The following is a 21,488-nucleotide window of genomic DNA, read 5'->3' on the forward strand; positions in this document are numbered from 1 at the left end:
CCCGTCTCCACGGCCCGGTCTCCTCCCGCCGCCGAGTTTATCAACGCGGCAGCGGGAATGACAATCAGCGGCGTGTGAGACGAAGGTTATACGATCCCCGCCGCGACCTGGCCGCGTAGCCGCTCCAGGCCGTGCAGCGTGTTGGCGCAGGCCTCGGCAACCTCCACGCCCTTGATCGCAAAGTGCTTGCGGAAGAAGTCGTAGTGCACCTCGGTCTCGTGGAATTGCTGCGGCGTCAGCACGGCGGAGAACACCGGCACCTCAGTACGCAGTTGCACGTCCATCAGCGCCTTGATCACGGTATCGGAGACGAACTCGTGGCGGTAGATGCCGCCGTCGACGACGAGGCCGGCCGCAACGATCGCGGTGTAGCGCCGCGTCTTGGCGAGAATCTGCGCGTGCAGCGGGATCTCGAACGAGCCCGGCACCTGGAACACGTCGACATGGGTGAGGTGCCGCGCCTCCGCCTCCTTCAGGAAGGCAAAGCGCGCCTCCTGCACGACATCGTGATGCCAGCAGGCTTCGACGAAGGCGACCCGTTGCGGCTTTGCGAAGCGGGGATGCTCACGCACCAACGGCTCGGGTGGAACCGGCGGAGGTTGGGTTTCCTGGGATGGTTGAAGCTGGGACGCTTCGACTTGCGGATCTTGCAACATCTGATTCATGGCTTTCCTTCTTAAGGACCAGAATCAGGGCATACGGAACGACAAACGGCCGCATCGTCGCGATGCGGACCGCCACCGACCGTTCTCTTTCATCCGGACTTTAACCGTCGGCTTCGGAGTCGCACCGAATCTGCTGACCCTTCCCCCTTGCGGAGGAAGGCGCTCGCGGGCTTGGACCTTTCGGCCCTTACCGCCGGTGGGGACTTTCACCCCGCCCTGAGAACATCGGCTGCTCGGAATGAACAACCTGGATCAAATATGACGCCGGCGGGCGGCCGCAGCAAGCGCCTTCGGCATCGCCAAACCGCATGGTCCCATGCCGCCGGGGCGGTCCGGGCGCCTCGTGGAACGGAATTTTGGGACTGCATTAACGATTGGCGCGCCGGTCGCTCAATCCGATTCCGATTTGTTCTCAAATTAATAATTGTGGCCGAGATGAGCTGTGGACGAGCCTGTCGGACCTTGTGGACGGACTCGCGACGGAGTTGCGCAGATTCCGCAAATCACATCAGTTGATCCCCGACAGGCCCGCGCGATCCGAGGGGATCGCCGCTAGCGACGTTAAGGGAGCGCGCGCCGGGCCAACCGCGTGCGTATCAAGACAACAATAAGGCAAGAGGTCGAGACGGCATGTCCCTGCTCGAAAGCAATATCGATTCCCGCAGCCACCCGCTCTCGGTGGTGGAGGACATCGCCGCTAGTAACAACTGGGCGTTCGAACGTTCCGGCGACGACGAGATCACCATCGTCTCGAAGGGGCAGTGGACCGACTATCAGCTCTCCTTCACCTGGATGAGCGAGATCGAGGCGCTGCATCTGGCCTGCGCATTCGACATGAAGATTCCGCTTGCGCGCCGTCCGGAAGTGCAGCGGCTGGTCGCCGCCATCAACGAGCAATTGTGGGTCGGGCACTTCGATCTGTGGACCCACACTGGCATGATCATGCACCGCCAGGCTCTGATGCTGCCGGGGGGGCTGACCGCATCGACCGCGCAATGCGAGGCCATGCTCGCCGGCGCCATCCACGCCTGCGAGCGCTATTTCCCAGCGTTCCAGTTCGTGGTGTGGGCGGGCAAATCGACCAGCGAGGCGATGGACGCGGCGATGTTCGACACGGCGGGCGAGGCGTAACGCACACCGCCTCCCCAAGGTCGTCCTGGCGAAAGCCAGGATCCATACCGCGTGATTTCACCGTATTGCACGACGCTTGTTGCTCTGCCCTCCATCCACTAGAACCACTCGGGGTAATGGGTCCCGGCTTTCGCCGGGACGACGCTGAGTGAGTGGCAATAGCGATGGCAAACAACAGCGCCTTGAAAGAGATCACCGGCACCATTCTCCTCGCCGGCGCAGGCAAGATGGGCGGCGCGATGCTGACCGGGTGGCTGGCGCAAGGCCTCGATCCGCGCCGCGTCGCGGTGATCGAGCCGCATCTGTCGCCGGAGATCAGCGCGCTCGCTGCGAAGGGCATTGCGCTCAATCCGGATGTGACGAGCGCCGGAAGCGTCGAGACGCTCGTCGTCGCGGTCAAGCCGCAATCCTTCCGCGAGGCCGGCGCCAAGCTGAAGCCCTATGTGTCCGCAGACACCTCGGTGGTCTCGATCATGGCGGGAACCACGATCGCCTCGCTGCAAGAGGTTTGCGGCGGCGCCGTCGTGCGCGCGATGCCCAACACGCCTGCCGCGATCGGCCGTGGCATCACGGTTGCCGTAGCTGCAAACAATGTCAGCAACAAGCAGCGCACAGTCGCCGACGCGCTGCTCCGCGCCACCGGCTCGGTCGAATGGGTCGAGGATGAAGGCCTGATGGATGCGGTCACCGCCGTCTCCGGCTCGGGCCCTGCTTACGTCTTCCTGCTCGCCGAAGAGCTCGCGCGCGCCGGCGTCGAGGCCGGCCTGCCGGAAGCGCTCGCAACCAAACTCGCGCGCGAGACCGTGTCAGGAGCAGGTGAGCTCCTGCACCGCTCGGAACTCGCATCGAGCACGCTACGCCAGAACGTCACCTCACCCGGCGGCACCACCGCCGCGGCGCTCGAAGTGTTGATGGGCGAGCCCGGTCTGCGCGAGCTGATGATCCGTGCGATTGCGGCCGCGACGCGTCGGTCGAAAGAGCTTGCCAAATAACTCGATGCCGTAGGGTGGGCAAAGCGGAGCGTGCCCACCATTTCTGTCGCACACTTGGAGAGATGGTGGGCACGGCGCAAGAGCGCCTTTGCCCACTCTACGGCATCGCCGCTTTACGCGTTCTTCTCTGACGCGCCGAGCCGCTTATTGAACGTCTCGACATTGACGAGGCCGCGAGCGTGGCGGCCTTCGCCGAGCTTGCGCGCGCCCTCGAACGCCTCGACCTCGAAGCGGATCACGCGGCGCTCGACCGCGATTACCTTCGCAGTGGTCCGCACCGTCGCGCCGACGAGGCTTGCCGCGAGATGGCGGATGTCGACCTCCGTGCCGACCGTGACCCAGCCCGGCTGAAGCGCAGAGCGAATCGCATCGCCCGCGGTCATCTCCATCTCCAAAATCATCATCGGCGTCGCATAGACCATCGGCATGCCGGGCACGAAATGCCCGACCGTGCGCTCCGCCGGCACAACCAGCGTGCGCTCCGCGCTCATGCCGATCTTGATGAACTCGCGTGCGTCCATGGTGCCTCACACACGATGTCGTCCCGGACAAGCGAAGCGCAGATCCGGGACCCATAACCACAGGATCAAATTTTGCGAAGGCTGCCGATTAACAGCTTACGCCCACAGCCACTCCCTGTGGTTATGGGTCCTGGCGTTCGCCAGGACGACGGCTGTGTTTGCCGCGCGAGCGAAGACTACTTCTTCGCGGCAGCCGCGCGCTCCACGAAAGTCTTGCCGCCCTTCATCTTGTGGCGAAGCGGAGCTTCGTTGATCTGGATGACGACGGCATCGGCATCGACGCCGAGATTCTTCACCAGCGCCTGCGTGATGTCGCGCATCATGCCGGCCTTCTGTTCGTCGGTGCGGCCTTCGGCCATGCTGATGGTGATCTCGGGCATCGTCTTCTCCCTGCGGCTTTCGCGAGGACCGGGCACATCCCGGTCATTCATGGTCGTTCGCATCAAATAGGACGCAGATGCCCGGGACAAGCCCGGGCATGACGGCTATCGCGAATAGCTAACCCCAGCTCACGTCATGGCGCGCCAGCACCTCGCGCACCTTCGCGACGAGGTCAGCCTCGCTGCACGAGAACTGCGCCGGGCGCGTCTCGCGCCATTCCTGGTTGGAGGCGATCGCGGCCGCGGCCTTGGCGCCTTCGATCAGATCCTTGATCTGCACCTCGCCGCGGGCTTTTTCATCGGAGCCCTGGATGATCACGCAAGGCGAATTGCGGCGATCGGCATATTTGAGCTGGTTGCCCATGTTCTTCGGGTTGCCGAGATAGAGCTCGGCGCGCATGCCCGCGGTGCGCAAGACGCTGACCATTTTCTGATAGTCCGCGACGCGGTCGCGATCGAACACAGTGACGACGACGGGCCCGAATTCGAGCCGCGTGTCGAGCTTGCCGAGCAGCGTCAGAGCAGCCTGAAGCCGCGACACGCCGATCGAAAAACCTGTCGCCGGCACCGGCTCACCGCGAAAGCGCGAGACGAGGCCGTCATAACGGCCACCGCCGCCAACCGAGCCGAAGCGAACCGGGCGCCCCTTCTCGTCCTTGGTGTCGAGCAGAAGTTCGACCTCGTAGACTGGGCCAGTGTAATATTCGAGGCCGCGGACGACGGAGGGGTCGATACGGATGCGACCATCGTCATATCCAGCCGAACCAACAAGCTCGCTGATTTGAGAAAGCTCGGCAATTCCCTCTCGCCCCAACGCATTGTCTTCGACACGCGTTTCGAAATTCGCGATCGTCACGGCGTTGCTCGATAATTGGCTTTGCGCGCCGGAGCCAGGTTCTCCCCACCCAGTGAAATTAACGATGCGAGATATTCCAACGTCGTCAAGGCCTGCCCCTTTGGTGAAGTCGCCCTTGCCAGGCTCACCGCCATCCCACCTGCCGGGGCCCAGCAATTTACAGACTTCGTCCAAGGAAAATTTGTCCAGCTTGTCGATCGCTCTAAGTACCGTAAGCCTACGTCCCGCATTCTCTGCGCCCGCAAGTCCAACGGTCTCCATCAGACCATCGAGCATCTTGCGATTGTTCACCTTCACCACGTAGCTGCCACGGGGAATCCCCAGCGCTTCCATAGCGTCGGCGGCCATCATGCACATTTCGGCGTCGGCGGCCGGCGTGGCCGAGCCAACCGTGTCGGCGTCGAACTGCATGAACTGGCGAAAACGGCCGGGGCCGGGCTTCTCGTTGCGGAAGACGTAGCCGGCGCGGTAGCTGCGATAGGGCTTTGGCAGCGTGTCGAAATTCTCGGCGACGTAACGCGCGAGCGGCGCGGTCAGGTCGTAGCGCAACGAGATCCACTGCTCGTCATCGTCCTGGAACGAGAACACGCCCTCGTTCGGACGGTCCTGGTCCGGCAGGAACTTGCCGAGCGCGTCGGTATATTCCATGGCCGGCGTTTCCACCGGCTCGAATCCGTAGAGTTGGTAGACGGCGCGGATCTTCTCGACCATCTGGCGCGTGGCCTTGATCGCAGCAGGATCGCGATCCTCCAGCCCGCGCGGCAGGCGCGCCTTCAGTTTCAGGGGTTTTTTGGGTTTTTCGGCCATGCGCGGCGTTTACCAGCCGACGCGCCATGCGGCAACCCGGTCGGTGCCCCCGCCTACGGCTGCTCCATCCGCGCCCGCAGCGCGTCGGCGTCGGCCTTCGGCATCGATTTGAGGAGCGGCTTGATGGTCTCGCCGCCGACGATCTTGTCGTTGCGCATGAACATCCAGTCCGAAATGTCGGCGTCGGCGAACTCGACGAGGTCGCCTTCCCGCTTGCCCGGCAGGTCGCGCGGGCGGTTGGCGAACCGTCCGGAATAGGTGCCGTTGGGAAGCTTCTTCACGTCGTCCATCCAGATGTGCTCGGCGCTGTTGCGGCCCGCTGTCGGGAAGCGCACCTTCAGGGAATGCCCGGTCTCCGTCGGCTTTGGCGCATCGTAGGACGCCCAGAACGTCGGCAGCGTATTGCGCGCACGGGCGATCGCGGCGTTCATCTCGGGATTGCTGGAGCGGACGTCGATAACCGGCGAACGGTCCTGGGCCCCGACCTCCGGCACGGGGCCGATCGCCAGAATGCCGAAGACCGAGATGCCGGTGATGGCAGCGAGCACTGCCCATTTCAGGGGTTGAGTGAGCGTGGGAGCCATGATCGCGCTGTCCAAATGCCTCGTTGTCTGGGGCTTTGTCGCGCGGTCGCGTGAGTGCGTTCATAAGGGTCCGCACGTGCGGCAAGACTCGTCATGGCCGGGCTTGTCCCGGCCATCCACGCGCTTCTGCACGGGCGACGCTAACGACGTGGATGCCCGGGACGAGCCCGGGCATGACGGAGAATGCTGCTGGAACAGAAGCCCCAACGAAACGTGGGAGAGCGGCGGAAAGATTCCGCCGCCACTCAAACGACCTTTCGGATCCAGTCGTGCGGGTCGTTGGTCCGGCCGTACTGGATGTCGACGAGCTGCTTGCGCAGCCCCATGGCGACCGGGCCGGCGGCGCCACCGCTGATGAGGAAGTCGCCGCTCGCCGAGCACACCTTGCCGATCGGCGAGATGACGGCGGCGGTGCCGCAGGCGAAAGCCTCCTTCAGCTTGCCGCTGGCCGCATCCTTGCGCCACTGGTCGATCGCGTAGGGCTCCTCGCGCACCACCGTGCCGGCGTCCCTGGCAAGCGCGATGATGGAGTCGCGGGTGATGCCCGGCAAAATGGTGCCGAGCGGCGGGGTGATCAGCGAGCCGTCGTCGAACACGAAGAAGATGTTCATGCCGCCGAGCTCCTCGATATAGCGGCGCTCGACCGCATCGAGGAACACGACCTGGTCGCAGCCATGCTCGATGGCTTCGGCCTGCGCGCGCAGGCTCGCGGCGTAGTTGCCGCCGCACTTGACGGCGCCGGTGCCGCCGACCGCGGCACGCGTGTAGTTCTCCGACACCCAGATCGAGACGGGCGCAGGCCCGCCCTTGAAATAGGAGCCGACCGGCGAAGCGATCACGGCAAAGATGTATTCCGCCGACGGCTTCACGCCGAGGAAGACCTCGTTGGCGATCATGAATGGCCGCAAGTAAAGGCTGCCCTCGCCGCCCGGGATCCAGGCGCGGTCGATCCGCACGAGCTGCTCGACCGCGTCGATGAAGACGTCCTCGGGCAGCGGCGCCATTGCCATGCGCTCGGCCGAGTTCTTGAATCGCCGCGCATTGGCGTCGGGGCGGAACAGGTTCACGCCGCCGTCGTCGCGCTTGTAGGCCTTGAGGCCCTCGAAGATCTCTTGGGCGTAGTGCAGGACGGCGCCGGCCGGATCGAGCTGGAAATTGGCACGGGCTTCGACGTGCGCATCATGCCAACCGCCCTTGGCCTGGCTGTAGCGGACCACGGCCATGTGGTCGGTGAACACCCGGCCGAAGCCAGGGTTTTCAAGCTTTGCCGTGCGCTCCGCCTCGGAGGTCGGAGTGGTGGCAGGCTGGATTTCGAATTTCAGACTCATTTTTCCCTTGCCTCCCGCTGTCGCAATCGGCGCGCGGAATCGCGCCGGCCTGCCTCTTTCGGGCTTGATAACTTAACCAGGTCTGGCCCCGACCGTGACCAGCCTTGTTACGGCCGGTTTCCCGTGGCCAGCATGTCGCGACAGGACATGCTTTTGCGGAGGGCGGAAGTCCAGTATGTTTTGCCGACATGCCGCTCGACAATCGCACGGTAGATCTGGTCCGGCCGGCGCTGCCTGTCCGGCACTTCCCCGGCCGCTTTGGACAACATCATTCCCGAACGAAGCGATCTAAAATTTCGTCCGGGCCGATCGTTTTGTAACATTGAACCCAAGATACGTCAATATGCCTGACATAAATTTCGCACACCCCTCCCCCGATGCCGCCGAGACCAAGCCGGCAGCAAGCGATGCGGGCAATTTGCGCTGGGATATCATCGAGCTCCTGTTCTTCGCCTATCGCGATTTCGTTGGCGATCCCGACCAGGAACTGGAGGCGTTCGGCTTCGGCCGGGCCCATCACCGCGTCATGCATTTCGTCTACCGCTATCCCGGCCTCAAGGTCGCCGACCTGCTCGACGTCCTGCGCATCACCAAGCAGTCGCTCGGGCGCGTGCTCAAGCAACTGCTCGATGAGGGCTATATCGTGCAGAAGACCGGCGATAACGACCGCCGTCAGCGCCTGCTCTATGCGACACCGAAGGGCGAGGCGCTGGTGCAGAAGCTCGCCGGACTCCAGACCACGCGAATCAACCGGGCACTCACCGAGATCGGCCCGCAGGACGCCGAGACCGTGAAACGCTTCCTGCGCGCGATGATCGACCGCGAGGATCCCGACAAGGTGCTGGAGACGATCTTCGCCAACGTCAACCAAGCCACAAAGGAGTGACCGTGCCGCTCGCAGCCACGCTCGCCCGTCCGCCGGTGGAGCCCGCCGACGACGCACCGCATATCCTGCTCGTCGACGACGACCGCCGCATCCGCGATCTTCTGTCGCGCTTCCTCGCCGCAGAAGGCTATCGCGTTTCGACCGCCGCCAGCGCGAGCGATGCCCGCGCCAAGCTCATGGGCCTGCATTTCGATCTGTTGATCCTCGACGTCATGATGCCCGGCGAGACCGGCTTCGAACTCGCCCGCTTCATCCGGACATCCTCCTCGGTGCCGATCGTGATGCTGACGGCGCGCCACGAGGCGGAAGCCCGCATCGAGGGCTTGCAGATCGGCGCAGACGACTATGTGGCAAAGCCCTTCGAGCCGCGCGAGCTTGCACTGCGTATCAACAACATCCTCAAGCGTACCGCCCCGCCGCAGGTCACCACGATCGAGAAGATCGCGTTCGGCCCTTACGTCTTCCATCTCGATCGCGGCGAATTGCGCCAGGGCGAGGAGGTCATCCACCTGACCGACCGCGAGCGCGAGATGCTGCGCATCCTCGCGGACAGCCAGGGCGAGACGGTGCCGCGCGCAGCCCTGACCGGCAATGGCAGCGTCAACGAGCGCGCGGTCGACGTGCAGATCAACCGCCTGCGCCGCAAGATCGAGCGTGACCCCGCCAATCCGCTGTTCCTCCAGGCGGTGCGGGGCATCGGCTACCGGCTGGTGGCCTCGCCATAGAGACCGGATGAAGCGGACGCGATGAGTACAATCGATACCGGCCTGACGCTGCTGAGGAGCGCCGCCGACCGCGTGTCCGCAGCCAATGGCTGGATGGGCAACGCGTTCAAGGGCTGGATGCCGACCGGCCTCTATGCCCGCGCACTCCTGATCATGATCGTCCCGATGGTGGTGCTGCAATCGGTAGTCGCCTTCGTGTTCATGGAGCGGCACTGGAACACGGTGACACGAAGATTGTCGGCAGCGGTGGTGCAGGACGTCGCCGCGCTGATCGACGTCTACAAGGGCTATCCGCAGGACAAGGACCGCGACCAGATCCGACGCATCGCCCAGCAGCGATTGGGGCTGGTGGTGGACTTCCTGCCCGCCGGCGACATGCCGCAGCCAGGACCAAAGCCGTTCTTCTCGCTGCTCGACCAGACGCTCTCGGTGCAGCTCGGCCGCCAGATCGGACGCCCGTTCTGGATCGATACCGTCGGCCGCTCCAACGTCGTCGAGATCCGCATCCAGCTCGACGACGCCATCATGCGCGTGTTCGCGCAGCGTAGCGCGGCTTATGCTTCGAACTCGGAGATTTTCCTGTTCTGGATGGTCGGCACTTCGTCGATCCTTTTGATCGTTGCCGTGCTGTTTCTGCGCAACCAGATCAAGCCGATCCTCAAGCTTGCGGACGCTGCCGAAAGTTTTGGCAAGGGCCGCGATGCGCCCCACTTCCGCCCGCGCGGTGCGCGCGAGGTCCGGCGTGCCGCAATGGCGTTTCTGGAAATGAAATCGCGCGTCGAGCGTTCGATCGAGCAGCGCACCGCGATGCTGGCCGGCGTCAGCCACGATCTGCGCACCATCCTGACTCGCTTCAAGCTGGAGCTGGCCCTGATCGGCGACAATCCCGAGCTCGAGGGCATGCGCAAGGATGTCGACGAGATGTCGATGATGCTCGAGGACTACCTTGCCTTCGCGCGCGGCGATTCCGGCGAGCAGTCGCAGCCGACCGACATGGCGCAGGCGCTCGAGGAATTGCGCAGCGATGCCGAGCGCCACGGCCACACCGCGACCGTCGCGTTCAATGGCCTGCCCGTGGTGACGGTGAAGCCGGCCTCGTTCAAGCGCTGCCTCGCCAACCTCGTCACCAATGCGGCGCGCTACGGCAAGACGATCGCCATCACCGGCCAGCGCGATCACCGTTACCTCACCGTCACCATCGACGACGACGGGCCCGGCATCCCCACGCATTTGCGCGAGGAAGTGTTCAAGCCGTTCTTGCGGCTGGACAACGCCCGCAACCAGGACGAAGGCGGCACCGGCCTCGGCCTTGCGATCGCCCGCGACATCGCCCGCTCGCATGGCGGCGACATCACGCTCGGCGACAGCCCGATGGGCGGATTGCGGGCGTCGGTGCGGATACCGGTGTAAGCTGCGTGGCCCGGATGGAGCCCAGCGCATCCGGAATTCTGCTGGGCGACGACAGACCGGCCCCGGATTTCGCTTTCGCTCCATCCGGGCTACAAGCCAAAAGCGCGATGAGATTCGGCTGAATCATCATCGCGCTTTAGGTTGTTGTTTGAGCATGATCTTTTCGGAAAACCGCTTCACACTTTTCCGGATCATGCTTTAGCTACTTCGGCAGCAGATCCTTCAGCTTCGCGGCGTCCTTGACGTTCATCTTGAAGCCGCCGGGCATCACGATGTCGCCGGGCTTCTGGTCCGCCTTGCACGGGCCGAGCCACTTGGCCTCGATCGTCGTAGTCGAGTCGTGCCCGGCAGTTCCGGCAACGCCGCCCTGGATGTGCGCGGTGCTCTTCACCGTATAGGCAGTGTTGAAGTCGCCGGTGATTTCGGCATGCGAGGTCGTGGTGGCGCCAGCGACGTTGCAGACGGAATCGCTGACGTAACCGCTGGCGGTCTTCTGGATGTCCTGCTTGGTGCAGATCTGCTTGGCCATCGGGGAGACGTTGTTGTTCATCTCCTTGTCGACGCTCTCGTCGGTGCAGTGCTGCATGGTCATTTCCGGCATCGGCCCGCCGGACCGGAGCATCTTCATTTCCCAGAGGCCGGCCTTGCGCACCGGCAGATCCACCGCATGCGCAACCGTCGTCGCCGACACCGCGAGCGCGAAGAGGCTAACGCAGAAAACAACAGGCCCTCGCGTCATGCGCCAAACTCCCGGTCGCCGCTTGCGGTCTTAAAGGATCAGTAAAGCGTGCGCAGCGGCTGCTCGGTCGCGCCATACGGCACCCAGCGGCAGGAGAAGGAGATGTAGCCGCCATCATAGGGCTGCACGGCGAGGAATTTCACCACCTTGCCGTAACGCGCGCAGTGGTCGACCGCGACTTGCCGCGCATCGACCTGAGTCGCCATCGAATAGGCGATGATGCCGCCGGTGTCGTTGCCCTTGAAGGGGGGCAGCGGGAGGATGTCGGCGCGCGCCGGCGCACTCGCCAGCAGTCCCGAGACAACCAGGCTGGCAACAAGGCTCGCGGCCGCAATGATTCGCATTCCCGTCACTCCATTTGGCTGGCGCCAGTCTACGGCGCCGCGAGCGCGCTGAAAAGAACGGAAGGCCTGCGGAACGCGGTCTTACGTGTAACTCGTCGGCGAGTGTTGCCGTGCTGCACTTGACCTCTCCTCCCCTTCACGGCACGGTCGGGTGCCTGTAGCCATGCCTCCTGGATTGCCCATGCGCGACCTCGCCACCTCCCTGAAATCGCTCCGCTTTGCCGCGGTCTTCGGCCTCGTTCTGGGGGCGCTGTCGCTCAGCGAGGCCAAGGCAGCCAATCCGCTGGAGCTGAACTTCTGGCTGGATGGGCCGCGCTATGACGGCCGCGTCGCCGACTGCGACAAGGCGCTGCCCACGATTGCCACCCAGTTCTGGGAGAAGGAAAGCTCCTTCTGGAATTCTTCGTTGAAGATCACGGGCTTCGCCGGCATCCACGAGACCGCCTTCCGGCCCTGGCAGTCCGACAACATTCCGCGCCGCTATTGCACGGGCGAGGCCATGCTCAGCGACGGCAAGGTGCGCAAGGTGCATTTCTCGATCATCGAGGACGGTGGCTTTGCCGGGTTCGGCCAGGGCGTCGAATGGTGCGTGGTCGGTCTCGACCGCAACTGGGCATACAATCCCGTCTGCCGGTCGGCAAAACCCTGATTCGGGCGAATCGTACGCGCCAAAGCGGCGGCGTCAATTTTGTTCTTGAAATGTTCTTGCCGCCTGCTAGGCTCTCTTGCACAGTCTAGTTGAAAGGCGTCGCCATGTTTTATTCCAGATTGCATTCCCTGTCCCGTTTCCTGATCTCCCTCCTGCTCACCGCAGGCCTCGTTGCGCTGGCGGGCAACGCAATGGCGCAGGACAAGCGGCAGAATGCGCCCGGCGAGTTTGATTTCTACGTGTTGTCGCTGTCCTGGTCGCCGTCGTTCTGCGAGGAGGCAGCCGAGCGCGGCGGCCGCTCCCAGATCCAGTGCGGAGGACGGCCCTACGCCTTCGTGGTGCACGGCCTGTGGCCGCAATATGAGAACGGCTTTCCGGAATTCTGCCAACGGCCGGCGCCGCGGCTGAACCGCAACATCGTCTCTTCCATGCTCGATCTGATGCCGGCGCCGGGGCTGATCTTCAACGAATGGGACAAGCACGGCACCTGCTCGGGCCTGACGGACCGCAATTACTTCGAGACCATCCGGAAAGCGCGCGCGGTCATCAAGATTCCTGCCGAATACCTCGATCTGTCGCAGCCCAAGACCGTATCGCCCGCCGATGTCGAGGAGGCCTTCATCAAGGCCAATCCGGGTCTGAGCAGCTCCGGCGTTTCGGTGACGTGCAACCGGACACGGCTGTCGGAGGTGCGCATCTGCCTGAACAAGGACCTGCAATTCCGTTCCTGCGAGGAGCTCGACCGCCGCGCCTGCCGCCGCGATCAGGTGACGATGCCGCCGATCCGCGGCGGTTGAAATCGCAGGTCTGCATCCTCGTGATTGCGGAACGACGCGAGGCGCCTTGTGCGCAACGACAGCAGTTACTTTCATCGCCCGATGTCGTAACTGTCCGAGATGAACTACCGCCACGCCTTTCACGCCGGCAGCTTCGCCGATGTCATCAAGCACATCGTGCTGGCGCGTATCCTGATCTACCTCCAGGACAAGCCGGCCGCATTCCGCGTCATCGACACGCATGCTGGCGCCGGCCTCTACGATCTCGAAGGCGAGGAGGCGCGCCGCAGCGGCGAGTGGCTGACCGGCATCGCGCGCGTCATGCAGGCACGCCTGACCAACGAGGTCGCCGCACTCACAAAGCCGTATCTCGACATCGTCCGCGCCTTCAATCCACGCGGCGAATTGAAGACCTATCCCGGATCGCCGCTGATCGCGCGTGGCCTGTTGCGGCCGCAGGACCGCCTCGTCGCCTGCGAGCTCGAGCCGAAGGCGCGCAAGGCGCTGATCGATGTGCTGCGCCGCGACACGCAGGCGCGCGTGGTCGATCTCGACGGCTGGGTTGCGCTGCCGGCCTTCGTGCCGCCGAAGGAGCGGCGCGGTCTGGTGCTGATCGACCCACCCTTCGAGGCCAAGGACGAGTTCGAGCGGCTCGGAGAGACATTCTCGGAAGCGTTCGCAAAGTGGCCGACCGGCATCTATGTGATCTGGTATCCCGCCAAATCCAGGCGCGCGACCGACGCGCTCGCGCAACAGGTGGCGCGGGCCGCAGCCGCAGCCAAACCTCAGGGCAAATGCCTGCGGCTCGAATTCAGCGTCGCACCGCAAAGTACCGACGCGCCACTCGTCACGACAGGGCTGTTGATCGTCAACCCACCCTTTACGCTGCAGAGCGAGCTCAAGACCATCCTGCCGGAGCTCGAAAAGCCGCTGGGCCAGGGCGGCGCGGCCCGTTTCCGCCTGGAGGTACCAAAGCCCTAAAGTAGTACACCTATTGGGAAAACTATGCATGAACGGTAGTCAATCCGCAAAGAACCGTATTATGCTGTGCCCCGTGACTGGCTTTACGTTCCGCTTCCGCGAATGGTTGCGGCGGAGTGAAGGCCTAACAAGGATCCAGGCGGACTGACGCGTCCGCCCAAGGGTGGCCAGCTCCCCGGGCTCGTATGTCCGGTCATGCCGAGGTGCGGGACTGCATCACGGCGGAGGAGCAATGCGGGGGAGGAGTCCCGATGGCCATGACGGGCACGGTTAAGTTTTTCAACGGCGAGCGCGGTTACGGCTTCATCAAGCCGGACGACGGCGGTCGCGACGTCTTCGTTCACATCACGGCGGTGGAGCGGGCGGGACTGAAGGACCTCACCGAAGGACAGCGTATCACTTTCGAAGTCGAGCCGGACAAGAAGGGCAAGGGACCCAAGGCGGTCAACCTGGTGATCCTTTCTTAGGCGAAGCCTGACGCAAAAAAGTCCCGGCGCGAGGCCGGGAGATTTAGGTCCGGTATTTTCTTCTTAGCTATCAGAAGTGATAGTTCACGCCTGCGCGCACCACGCTGGCGCTATAACCGTTCGACACGCCAGTGATCGCGAACTGGCTCGAGGACAGATCGAGGAAGAGATATTCGATCTTGGCGCTCCAGTTCTGCGCGATGCCGAACTCGGCGCCGACACCTGCAGTCCAGCCCGCCGTGGTGTGCGATTCCGTCCAGCCGAAAGTCTCCGCACGCAACTCGCCGAAGGCAAGACCGGCAGTGCCATAGAACAGGATGTTGTTGAAGGCGTAGCCGGCGCGACCGCGCAACGTTCCGAACCAGGGATTGGAGAACTTCCACGGCGCGAACGTATCGTCGGCGCCGGCCGCCTGGATATCGCCTTCCAGGCCGAACACCCACGGGCCGTTCTGGAAATTGTAGCCGGCCTGGATGCCGCCGACGAAGCCGGCCGGCTTGGCGGGATTATTGCCGACCGAACCCCATTCATAGCCGAGATTGGCGCCGAGATAGGGACCGGCCCAGCTATAGGCATTGAGCGGCTGGTTGACGGTATAGGGTGCACGCTGCCCGTAATTGAGATCGGCGGCCTCTGCCGAAGCGCTCCAGCCCGCTGCAACCAGAGCCACAGCGCCCATAACGAGCCTCTTCATCACACACTCCAACGCAACCGCCGCAAGGCCATCGCGGTCTGCATGCACCGGCGCGCAAGGCAAAACCGCATGGTTACGGAACCAAGAACTTTTCGCGTAGGATTTATCGAGAGTTTTAAGTTAAAGGGTTGTTAAGCGCGGTTACCGCCCGCTTAACAGTCTTAAGGAAGCGTTACCGGGAACACCGCGCGCGGTCCACTTGGCCAGCCCCGGTGAAACTTCAAATCGGCACTCCCAGCGCCTAAATTCGCAATATGGATCACGATTCCTCCGACACCCCGGACACTGCGCGCGCGCGGAAGGTGCGGCGCGGCCCAGCGCCGGACGTCTCGCCGCAGGCGCTGACGCCGCCCGACGTCGATCCCGCGACGAATGGCGGCGACGACGAGGACGAGGCGCGGCTGCCGGACATCCTGGAAGAGACCGGCGCAGTCGGCGAAGGCCCGCTGGCGACCGGACATGACGCGATCGAGCGCGCGGTGCGGTTAGCCCCCACCTCGGCGGGCGTCTATCGCATGCTCAATGCGAACAACGACGTGCTCTATGTCGGCAAGGCCAAGAACGTCAAAAAACGCCTCTCCAACTACGCGCGCCTTAGCGCGCCGCAGCCGGCGCGCATCTTGCGCATGATCGCGGCGACGGTCTCGGTCGAAATCGTCTCGACCACGACCGAGACCGAGGCGCTGCTGCTCGAGGCCAACCTCATCAAGCAGCTCCGGCCGCGCTTCAACGTGCAGCTCCGCGACGACAAGTCGTTTCCCTATATCCTGATCACCGGCGACCATTGGGCGCCGCAGATCCTCAAGCACCGCGGCGCGCAGACCCGGCCCGGGCGCTATTTCGGCCCGTTCGCTTCCGCGGGCGCCGTCAACCGCACCATCACCGCACTGCAACGCGCGTTCCTGATCCGCTCCTGCACCGATTCGTTTTTCGAAAGCCGCAGCCGGCCCTGCCTGTTGCACCAGATCCGCCGCTGCGCCGGCCCCTGCACCCGCGAGATCGACTTCACGGGCTATGCGACGCTGGTGCGCGAAGCGACCGACTTCCTCTCCGGCAAGAGCCACGCCGTGAAGCAGGAGCTTGCCGGCGAGATGGAGAAGGCCTCCGGCGAGCTCGAATTCGAGCGCGCCGCGCTCTATCGCGACCGTCTCGCCGCGCTGTCGGCGATCCAGTCGCAGCAGGGCATCAATCCGCGCACCGTGGAAGAAGCCGACGTGTTCGCGATCCACCAGGAGGGCGGTTTCTCCTGCGTCGAGGTGTTCTTCTTCCGCACCGGGCAGAACTGGGGCAACCGCGCCTATTTCCCGCGCGCGGAGAAGACGTTCACACCGGAGGAGGTGCTCGGCTCGTTCCTCGCGCAGTTCTACGACGACAAGCCACCGCCAAAGCTCATCCTGCTCTCGCACGAGATCGAGGAAAGCGAGCTGCTTGCCAACGCTCTGTCGATCAAGGCCGGCCACAAGGTCGAAGTCTCGACGCCGAAACGCGGCGAGAAGAAGGAGCTCGTCACCCACGCTCTGACCAATGCGCGCGAAGCGCTGGGGCGGAAGCTCGCTGACACGGCGACACAGAGCCGGCTGCTCGAAGCGATGGCCGCCACCCTTACCCTGCCCCATCCGCCGAAACGCATCGAGGTCTACGACAACAGTCATCTCCAGGGCACCAATGCGGTCGGGGCCATGATCGTCGCAGGGCCCGACGGCTTCGTGAAGAACCAGTACCGCAAGTTCAATATCAAGTCGGAAGGGCTCACGCCCGGCGACGACTATGCGATGATGCGGGAAGTCCTGCAGCGCCGCTTCAAGCGGCTGCTCAGTCCGCCCGAAGAAACTACGAAGGCCAAGGACGACGACTTCCCGCAATGGCCCGATCTCGTGATCATCGATGGCGGCCGCGGCCAGCTCAACGCCGTCCGGGAGATTTTCGAGACCCTCGGGCTCACCCAGGTATCACTGATGTCGGTCGCCAAGGGGCCGGAACGCGACGCCGGGCGCGAGACGCTGTTCATGCCGGAACGCGAGGCGATCAAGCTCGAACCGCGCGATCCCGTACTCTATTTCATTCAGAGGTTGCGGGACGAGGCCCACCGCTTCGTCATCGGCTCGCACCGCAAGCTGCGCAAAAAGGACATCCGCGAGGCCGGTTTGCAGGAGATCCCGGGCATCGGCCCGTCACGCAAACGTGCCTTGCTGCATCATTTCGGAACCCTGAAGGAGATCGAGCGGGCGTCGATCGCCGATCTCGGCAAGGTTCCGGGAGTGAGCGCGGAAAGCGCCCGCAAGATTTTCGAGTATTTCCATCCCCAGCCGGGGTGAACTAAAGGGGACAGCAGTCATATGGTCGTCGTCTCCGCACCTCATTGAGGCCGGGACGGTTGACCTGGATGCGGCAGCGGTATTGGTAGAACGAATGAACATCGCCACGACACGGGGGGCCACCAAGAGCTCGATGTCCCTTCCGAACATCCTGACCTACGCCCGGATCGCTGCGATCCCGGTGGTGGTGGGCTGCATCTACGCCCAGTCGATCATGGACGGGCCGCTGTGGCTGCGCTGGGTGGCGGTTGCCATCTTCATCGCGGCAGGGGTGACGGATTACCTCGACGGCTATTACGCCCGGATCTGGAACCAGCAGTCAGCCTTCGGTCGGATGCTCGACCCGATCGCCGACAAACTCCTGGTCGCCTCGTGCCTTCTGATGCTGGCGGCCGACGGCATCATCCACGGCTGGTCGCTGTGGGCCGCCATCGTGATCCTGTGCCGCGAGATCCTGGTGTCGGGCCTGCGCGAATATCTGGCGGCGCTGCGCGTCAGCGTGCCCGTGACCAAGCTCGCCAAATGGAAGACGACGGTCCAGCTCGTTGCGATCGGCTTCCTGCTCGCGGGCGAGGCCGGCGACCAGGTGGTGCCGGTGGTGACCCAGATCGGCCTGCTCCTGCTGTGGGCGTCGGCGCTGCTCACCATGTACACCGGCTATGATTATTTCCGCGCCGGCATCCATCACCTCATCAAGGAGGATGAGGGATGAAGGTGAAGTATTTCGCCTGGGTGCGCGAGCGCATCGGCAAGGCGGAGGAGACGATCGAGCCGCCAGCCAGCGTGCGCACGATCGAGGAACTGATCGCATGGCTCTCCGGCCGGAGCGAAGCCTATGCCTATGCGTTCGAGAAGCCCAAGGTGATCCGCGCCGCGATCGATCACACCCACGTCAAGCCGAATGCGGCGATCGCCGGCGCCCGCGAGATCGCGTTTTTTCCGCCGATGACCGGCGGCTAGCGTCGCGCGCATGTCCGGCCCCGTCACCATCCGCATCCAGCAAGACGATTTCGACGTCGCAAGCGAGATCGCTGCGCTGACGAACGGTCGCACCGATATCGGCGCGGTCGTAAGCTTCTCCGGCATCTGTCGCGGCGACGAGGACAGGGCGAAGATTTCGGCGCTGACGTTGGAACATTATCCGGGCATGGCCGAGGAAGAGATCAAGCGCCACGTCGACGAGGCCACCTCGCGCTGGCCGCTCGACGGCGTCACCGTGATCCATCGCGTCGGCCGGATCACGCCCGGCGAGAACATCGTGCTGGTGGTGACCGCCTCGCAGCATCGCCAGGCGGCATTCCAGGCCGCCGAGTTCCTGATGGATTACTTGAAAACCAGCGCGCCGTTCTGGAAGAAGGAAGAGAGCGCAACGGGTACCGGCTGGGTCGAGGCTAACACCCGCGACGATCAGGCCGCCGCACGCTGGACCAAATCCTGATGGCAAAAGCATCCAAGAAGACCACGCGCGGCCGCGCCGCGCCAAAGCTTGCAAAGGTCGCGGCCGGCGAGCTCGTGACGCTGCTCGATTTCGTCCGCTATGCGGTGAGCCGCTTCGTCGAAACCAAGCTTGCCTTCGCGCATGGCACGACCGATCCGGTGGCAGAGGCTGCCTTCCTGATTTGCGAGGTGCTGCATCTCAATCCCGAGCAGTTCGAGATTTTCGCCAATGCCCGCGTCAGCGCGGCCGAAGGCAAGTCCATCCTTGCTCTGATCGAGGCGCGCATCGCCACGCGCAAGCCAGCCGCCTATCTCGTCAACAAGGTCTACATGCGCGGCCTGCCCTTCTACGTCGACGAGCGCGTGATCGTGCCACGCTCCTTCATCGGCGAGCTCCTGGATTCGCATCTCGGCGGTGACGGCGAGGAAGGCTCGCTGATCGACGATCCCACCGGCGTCGAACGTGTGCTCGATCTCTGCACCGGCTCCGGCTGCCTTGCGATCCTCGCTGCGCAGCATTTCTCGAACGCGCAAGTCGATGCCGTCGACATCTCCAAAGGGGCGATCGAGGTTGCCGCGCGCAATGTCGCCGACTACGGTCTCGAAGACCGCGTCACGCTCCATCGCGGCGACCTGTTCGCGCCGCTCGGCAACGCACGCTACGACCTGATCATCTCCAACCCGCCTTATGTCGATGCGGAAGGGATGAAGTCATTGCCGCCGGAATGCCGTGCCGAGCCGAAGCTCGCCTTCGATGGCGGCGCCGACGGGCTCGATGTCGTGCGCCGCATCCTGCAAGACGCACCTCGCTACCTCACGCCTGGGGGTGGATTGCTGTGCGAGATCGGCCGGGGACGCGAGCGCATCGATGAGGTGTTCCCCGAACTGCCGCTGCTCTGGCTCGACACCGAGGACTCGGAGGGCGAAGTATTCTGGATTGCGGCCGCCGATCTCGGCTGACGCGAGCGGTTGCCGGAACAAGTCAAACGCCTCTACGTTCATCCACCAACAACGCTGTCAGCCACGGCCGCTGGAGGATGTTTCGCATGCTTGCGCCATCGGGCGAATTGCTGCGCGCCGGAGTGGCGCTCAAGCTCAACCACCTCAAGCGCGCCACCCGGTCCTACTTCCGCGACCGAACCAGTCAAGCCACCGGCAAGGCCACGTCCTATGCGGTCGCCGCCGGGCTGTTCGCCGTCGCGGGCCTGTTCGTCATCGCCGCCTTCTTCGTCGGACTGATGGCGCTGTTCCGCTGGGTCGAGCTCACCTACGGAATGTTCTGGGCCTTCGGCGCCGTCGGCGCCGTGCTTCTGGTGCTGGCGGCGATCTGTGCCGGCATCGCGATGGCCCAGATGAAACGTCAGCCCAAAACGGTCGTGCCGCTCGCAAGCCGGCTGCGTGTCGCGATTGCCACGCCCCGGATTCCGCGCGGAACGGTCAAGGAGGCCGTGAAGGAGGTCGCGACCGCGATCCCACTGGTGCCACTCGCGCCGGGCGAAAAGAGCCATCGCAACGGCGGTTCGCCGGCCCGGGGCAACCGTTCGGTGCAGCTCGGCCTGATGCTCGCGGCCATCGGGCTATTGGGTCTGACGGCGGCGCGCCGAAGGCGCCACAGCCATCGATTGGACGCATGATGCTGCCGCGGCGCTCCGAGCAGCTCGACGTTTGGCTGCTTGTCGCCGCCACCACGGTGTTGGTGCTATCGGCGGAACGCTACTTTCAGGGCTACGTCTCGCCGCGATCCGCCGCCGTCGAGGATCGCCGCAACTCGGAAGGCAATTCGCCCGAAACCCATCCCGCTCGCGCCGCCTTGCAGGGCGGCCATGGCCGCCGGTCCAAAAGCCCGTTCAAGATTCCCTTTGCCGGCTGGAAGGACATTCTCTGGCGCACCTACCAGCGCATCGACGAGGATCGCCTGCTCGCGACCGCAGGCGGCGTGGTCTTCTTCGGGCTGCTTGCGATTTTTCCCGCCATCACCGCCCTCGTCTCCTTTTATGGGCTGTTCGCCAACCCCTCGACGATCAGCGCCAACCTGCAGACGCTGGCGATGATGCTGCCCGAGGGAACGTTCCAGATCATCGAGGACCAGATCGGACGGGTGGTGTCCAAGGGCAACACGGCTCTTGGCGCCACCTTCCTGTTCGGCCTCGTGCTGGCGATCTGGAGCGCCAATGCCGGCGTCAAATCCATCATCGACGCGCTCAACGTCGCCTATGAGGAGCGCGAGAAGCGCAGCTTCATCCGGCTCAATCTGGTGTCGCTGGCTTTCACGGTCGGCAGCCTTGTCGCGCTCCTGCTGATGGTCGGCGCCGTGGTCGCCTTACCGCTCGCGCTGAACCATCTCGGCCTCGCTCCGGAGAGCAAGCTGATCGTCGCGATGGCGCGGTGGCCGCTGCTGTTCGTCGTCCTGCTGGTCGCCCTCGCCATCCTCTACCGCTTCGCGCCCAGCCGCGACGCCGCGCGCTGGGAATGGCTCAGCATCGGCGCGGTGACGGCCTCCGTTCTGTGGATCACCGGCTCGGCGCTGCTCTCCTGGTATCTCTCGGAATTCGCCAATTACAACGCCACCTACGGTTCTCTGGGAGCAGCGATCGGATTGATGATGTGGATGTGGGTATCCGCCATCGTCATCATGTTAGGAGCCGAGCTGAACTCGGAGATAGAGCGGCAAACCTTGCGGGATACAACCAAGGGAGAGCCCAAGCCGCTCGGCCTTCGCGAAGCCGTCTCGGCCGATACGGTCGGCGCCGCCGCGCCATCCTAGTCCCGCCGCGTGATCAGGCCGGATATGTTCCGGCCTG

The 21,488-nt window shown here is 64.1% G+C and carries 25 protein-coding genes and 1 riboswitch; of the genes, 16 read left to right on the top strand and 9 right to left on the bottom strand.

Annotated elements, in window-relative coordinates; translation table 11 throughout:
* Positions 1-86 precede the first annotated feature (86 nt).
* The gene (locus Q3C01_RS29170) at positions 87-665 is read right to left on the bottom strand and encodes a 6,7-dimethyl-8-ribityllumazine synthase (protein WP_458148739.1); all 579 of its coding nucleotides are present in this window, start codon (positions 663-665) and stop codon (positions 87-89) included.
* A 77-nt stretch (positions 666-742) separates the two neighbouring features.
* A riboswitch (FMN riboswitch) is annotated at positions 743-893 on the bottom strand.
* A gap of 402 nt (positions 894-1,295) precedes the next feature.
* Between Q3C01_RS29170 and Q3C01_RS29175 the strand changes: the two genes are divergently transcribed.
* Positions 1,296-1,796: a type III secretion system chaperone family protein gene (locus Q3C01_RS29175; protein ID WP_458148740.1), complete on the top strand. Its 501-nt coding sequence runs from the start codon at positions 1,296-1,298 to the stop codon at positions 1,794-1,796.
* A gap of 164 nt (positions 1,797-1,960) precedes the next feature.
* Positions 1,961-2,788 (top strand): pyrroline-5-carboxylate reductase, encoded by an 828-nt coding sequence (proC, locus tag Q3C01_RS29180; protein ID WP_458148741.1) that lies wholly within the window; start codon positions 1,961-1,963, stop codon positions 2,786-2,788.
* Between the two features lie 113 nt (positions 2,789-2,901).
* Here the strand turns inward: proC and Q3C01_RS29185 are convergent, their stop codons facing one another.
* The 5 genes from Q3C01_RS29185 to Q3C01_RS29205 all read right to left on the bottom strand — a co-directional run bounded on the left by Q3C01_RS29185 (position 2,902) and on the right by Q3C01_RS29205 (position 7,264).
* A complete protein-coding gene (locus Q3C01_RS29185; RefSeq protein ID WP_458148742.1) occupies positions 2,902-3,309 on the bottom strand; it encodes a thioesterase family protein in 408 nt (135 codons plus the stop codon).
* Positions 3,310-3,485: 176 nt separating this feature from the next.
* Positions 3,486-3,740, bottom strand: a complete 255-nt coding sequence (locus tag Q3C01_RS29190; RefSeq protein WP_458148743.1) for a tautomerase family protein — start codon at positions 3,738-3,740, stop codon at positions 3,486-3,488.
* Between the two features lie 67 nt (positions 3,741-3,807).
* Complete coding sequence (gene hisS, locus Q3C01_RS29195) at positions 3,808-5,352, bottom strand: histidine--tRNA ligase (RefSeq protein WP_458148744.1); 1,545 nt, start codon at positions 5,350-5,352, stop codon at positions 3,808-3,810.
* A 53-nt stretch (positions 5,353-5,405) separates the two neighbouring features.
* Complete coding sequence (locus Q3C01_RS29200) at positions 5,406-5,936, bottom strand: YegJ family protein (RefSeq protein ID WP_458148745.1); 531 nt, start codon at positions 5,934-5,936, stop codon at positions 5,406-5,408.
* Between the two features lie 245 nt (positions 5,937-6,181).
* Positions 6,182-7,264, bottom strand: coding sequence for a branched-chain amino acid aminotransferase (locus Q3C01_RS29205; RefSeq protein WP_458148746.1), 1,083 nt, complete (start codon positions 7,262-7,264; stop codon positions 6,182-6,184).
* 343 nt (positions 7,265-7,607) lie between these two features.
* Between Q3C01_RS29205 and Q3C01_RS29210 the strand changes: the two genes are divergently transcribed.
* The 3 genes from Q3C01_RS29210 to Q3C01_RS29220 are packed head-to-tail and all read left to right on the top strand — an operon-like array spanning position 7,608 to position 10,285.
* On the top strand, positions 7,608-8,150 hold the full coding sequence (locus Q3C01_RS29210) for a MarR family winged helix-turn-helix transcriptional regulator (RefSeq protein WP_458148747.1): 543 nt from the start codon (positions 7,608-7,610) through the stop codon (positions 8,148-8,150).
* On the top strand, positions 8,147-8,875 hold the full coding sequence (locus Q3C01_RS29215; RefSeq protein ID WP_458148748.1) for a response regulator: 729 nt from the start codon (positions 8,147-8,149) through the stop codon (positions 8,873-8,875). The genes Q3C01_RS29210 and Q3C01_RS29215 overlap by 4 nt, the downstream gene beginning before the upstream one ends.
* Positions 8,876-8,896: 21 nt before the next feature.
* Positions 8,897-10,285, top strand: coding sequence for an ATP-binding protein (locus Q3C01_RS29220; protein WP_458148749.1), 1,389 nt, complete (start codon positions 8,897-8,899; stop codon positions 10,283-10,285).
* Between the two features lie 202 nt (positions 10,286-10,487).
* Here Q3C01_RS29220 and Q3C01_RS29225 read toward each other — a convergent pair whose 3' ends face one another.
* Positions 10,488-11,024 (bottom strand): DUF3617 domain-containing protein, encoded by a 537-nt coding sequence (locus Q3C01_RS29225; protein ID WP_458148750.1) that lies wholly within the window; start codon positions 11,022-11,024, stop codon positions 10,488-10,490.
* A 38-nt stretch (positions 11,025-11,062) separates the two neighbouring features.
* Positions 11,063-11,368 (bottom strand): hypothetical protein, encoded by a 306-nt coding sequence (locus tag Q3C01_RS29230; protein ID WP_458148751.1) that lies wholly within the window; start codon positions 11,366-11,368, stop codon positions 11,063-11,065.
* A gap of 181 nt (positions 11,369-11,549) precedes the next feature.
* Here Q3C01_RS29230 and Q3C01_RS29235 point away from each other — a divergent pair, with 181 nt between their 5' ends.
* The 4 genes from Q3C01_RS29235 (at position 11,550) to Q3C01_RS29250 (ending at position 14,241) form a co-directional block, all read left to right on the top strand.
* On the top strand, positions 11,550-12,017 hold the full coding sequence (locus Q3C01_RS29235; RefSeq protein WP_458148752.1) for a hypothetical protein: 468 nt from the start codon (positions 11,550-11,552) through the stop codon (positions 12,015-12,017).
* A 104-nt stretch (positions 12,018-12,121) separates the two neighbouring features.
* Complete coding sequence (locus Q3C01_RS29240) at positions 12,122-12,814, top strand: ribonuclease T2 family protein (RefSeq protein WP_458148753.1); 693 nt, start codon at positions 12,122-12,124, stop codon at positions 12,812-12,814.
* Between the two features lie 99 nt (positions 12,815-12,913).
* Complete coding sequence (locus Q3C01_RS29245; RefSeq protein WP_458148754.1) at positions 12,914-13,774, top strand: 23S rRNA (adenine(2030)-N(6))-methyltransferase RlmJ; 861 nt, start codon at positions 12,914-12,916, stop codon at positions 13,772-13,774.
* A gap of 251 nt (positions 13,775-14,025) precedes the next feature.
* Entirely contained in the window at positions 14,026-14,241 is a 216-nt protein-coding gene (locus Q3C01_RS29250; protein WP_027523068.1) for a cold-shock protein, read from the top strand.
* Between the two features lie 70 nt (positions 14,242-14,311).
* Here the strand turns inward: Q3C01_RS29250 and Q3C01_RS29255 are convergent, their stop codons facing one another.
* Positions 14,312-14,935, bottom strand: a complete 624-nt coding sequence (locus Q3C01_RS29255) for an outer membrane protein (protein WP_458148755.1) — start codon at positions 14,933-14,935, stop codon at positions 14,312-14,314.
* A gap of 254 nt (positions 14,936-15,189) precedes the next feature.
* On the opposite strand from Q3C01_RS29255, the gene uvrC reads away from it, so the two are divergent.
* From uvrC to Q3C01_RS29290, 7 genes are all read left to right on the top strand, one after another.
* Positions 15,190-17,250: an excinuclease ABC subunit UvrC gene (uvrC, locus tag Q3C01_RS29260; protein ID WP_458148756.1), complete on the top strand. Its 2,061-nt coding sequence runs from the start codon at positions 15,190-15,192 to the stop codon at positions 17,248-17,250.
* Between the two features lie 94 nt (positions 17,251-17,344).
* Positions 17,345-17,962 carry a CDP-diacylglycerol--glycerol-3-phosphate 3-phosphatidyltransferase gene (gene pgsA / locus Q3C01_RS29265; RefSeq protein WP_449382822.1) on the top strand — a complete coding sequence of 206 codons (618 nt, stop codon included), beginning with the start codon at positions 17,345-17,347 and terminating at the stop codon, positions 17,960-17,962.
* Positions 17,959-18,210, top strand: a complete 252-nt coding sequence (gene moaD / locus Q3C01_RS29270; RefSeq protein ID WP_458148757.1) for a molybdopterin converting factor subunit 1 — start codon at positions 17,959-17,961, stop codon at positions 18,208-18,210. Before pgsA ends, moaD begins: the two co-directional genes overlap by 4 nt.
* A gap of 10 nt (positions 18,211-18,220) precedes the next feature.
* Positions 18,221-18,688 (top strand): molybdenum cofactor biosynthesis protein MoaE, encoded by a 468-nt coding sequence (locus tag Q3C01_RS29275; protein ID WP_458148758.1) that lies wholly within the window; start codon positions 18,221-18,223, stop codon positions 18,686-18,688.
* Complete coding sequence (prmB, locus tag Q3C01_RS29280) at positions 18,688-19,647, top strand: 50S ribosomal protein L3 N(5)-glutamine methyltransferase (RefSeq protein ID WP_458148759.1); 960 nt, start codon at positions 18,688-18,690, stop codon at positions 19,645-19,647. The genes Q3C01_RS29275 and prmB overlap by 1 nt, the downstream gene beginning before the upstream one ends.
* 86 nt (positions 19,648-19,733) lie before the next feature.
* Complete coding sequence (locus Q3C01_RS29285) at positions 19,734-20,321, top strand: phage holin family protein (protein WP_458148760.1); 588 nt, start codon at positions 19,734-19,736, stop codon at positions 20,319-20,321.
* On the top strand, positions 20,321-21,451 hold the full coding sequence (locus Q3C01_RS29290; RefSeq protein ID WP_458148781.1) for a YihY/virulence factor BrkB family protein: 1,131 nt from the start codon (positions 20,321-20,323) through the stop codon (positions 21,449-21,451). The genes Q3C01_RS29285 and Q3C01_RS29290 overlap by 1 nt, the downstream gene beginning before the upstream one ends.
* The last annotated feature ends 37 nt before the right edge of the window (positions 21,452-21,488 follow it).

The organism is Bradyrhizobium sp. UFLA05-109 (assembly GCF_054185165.1).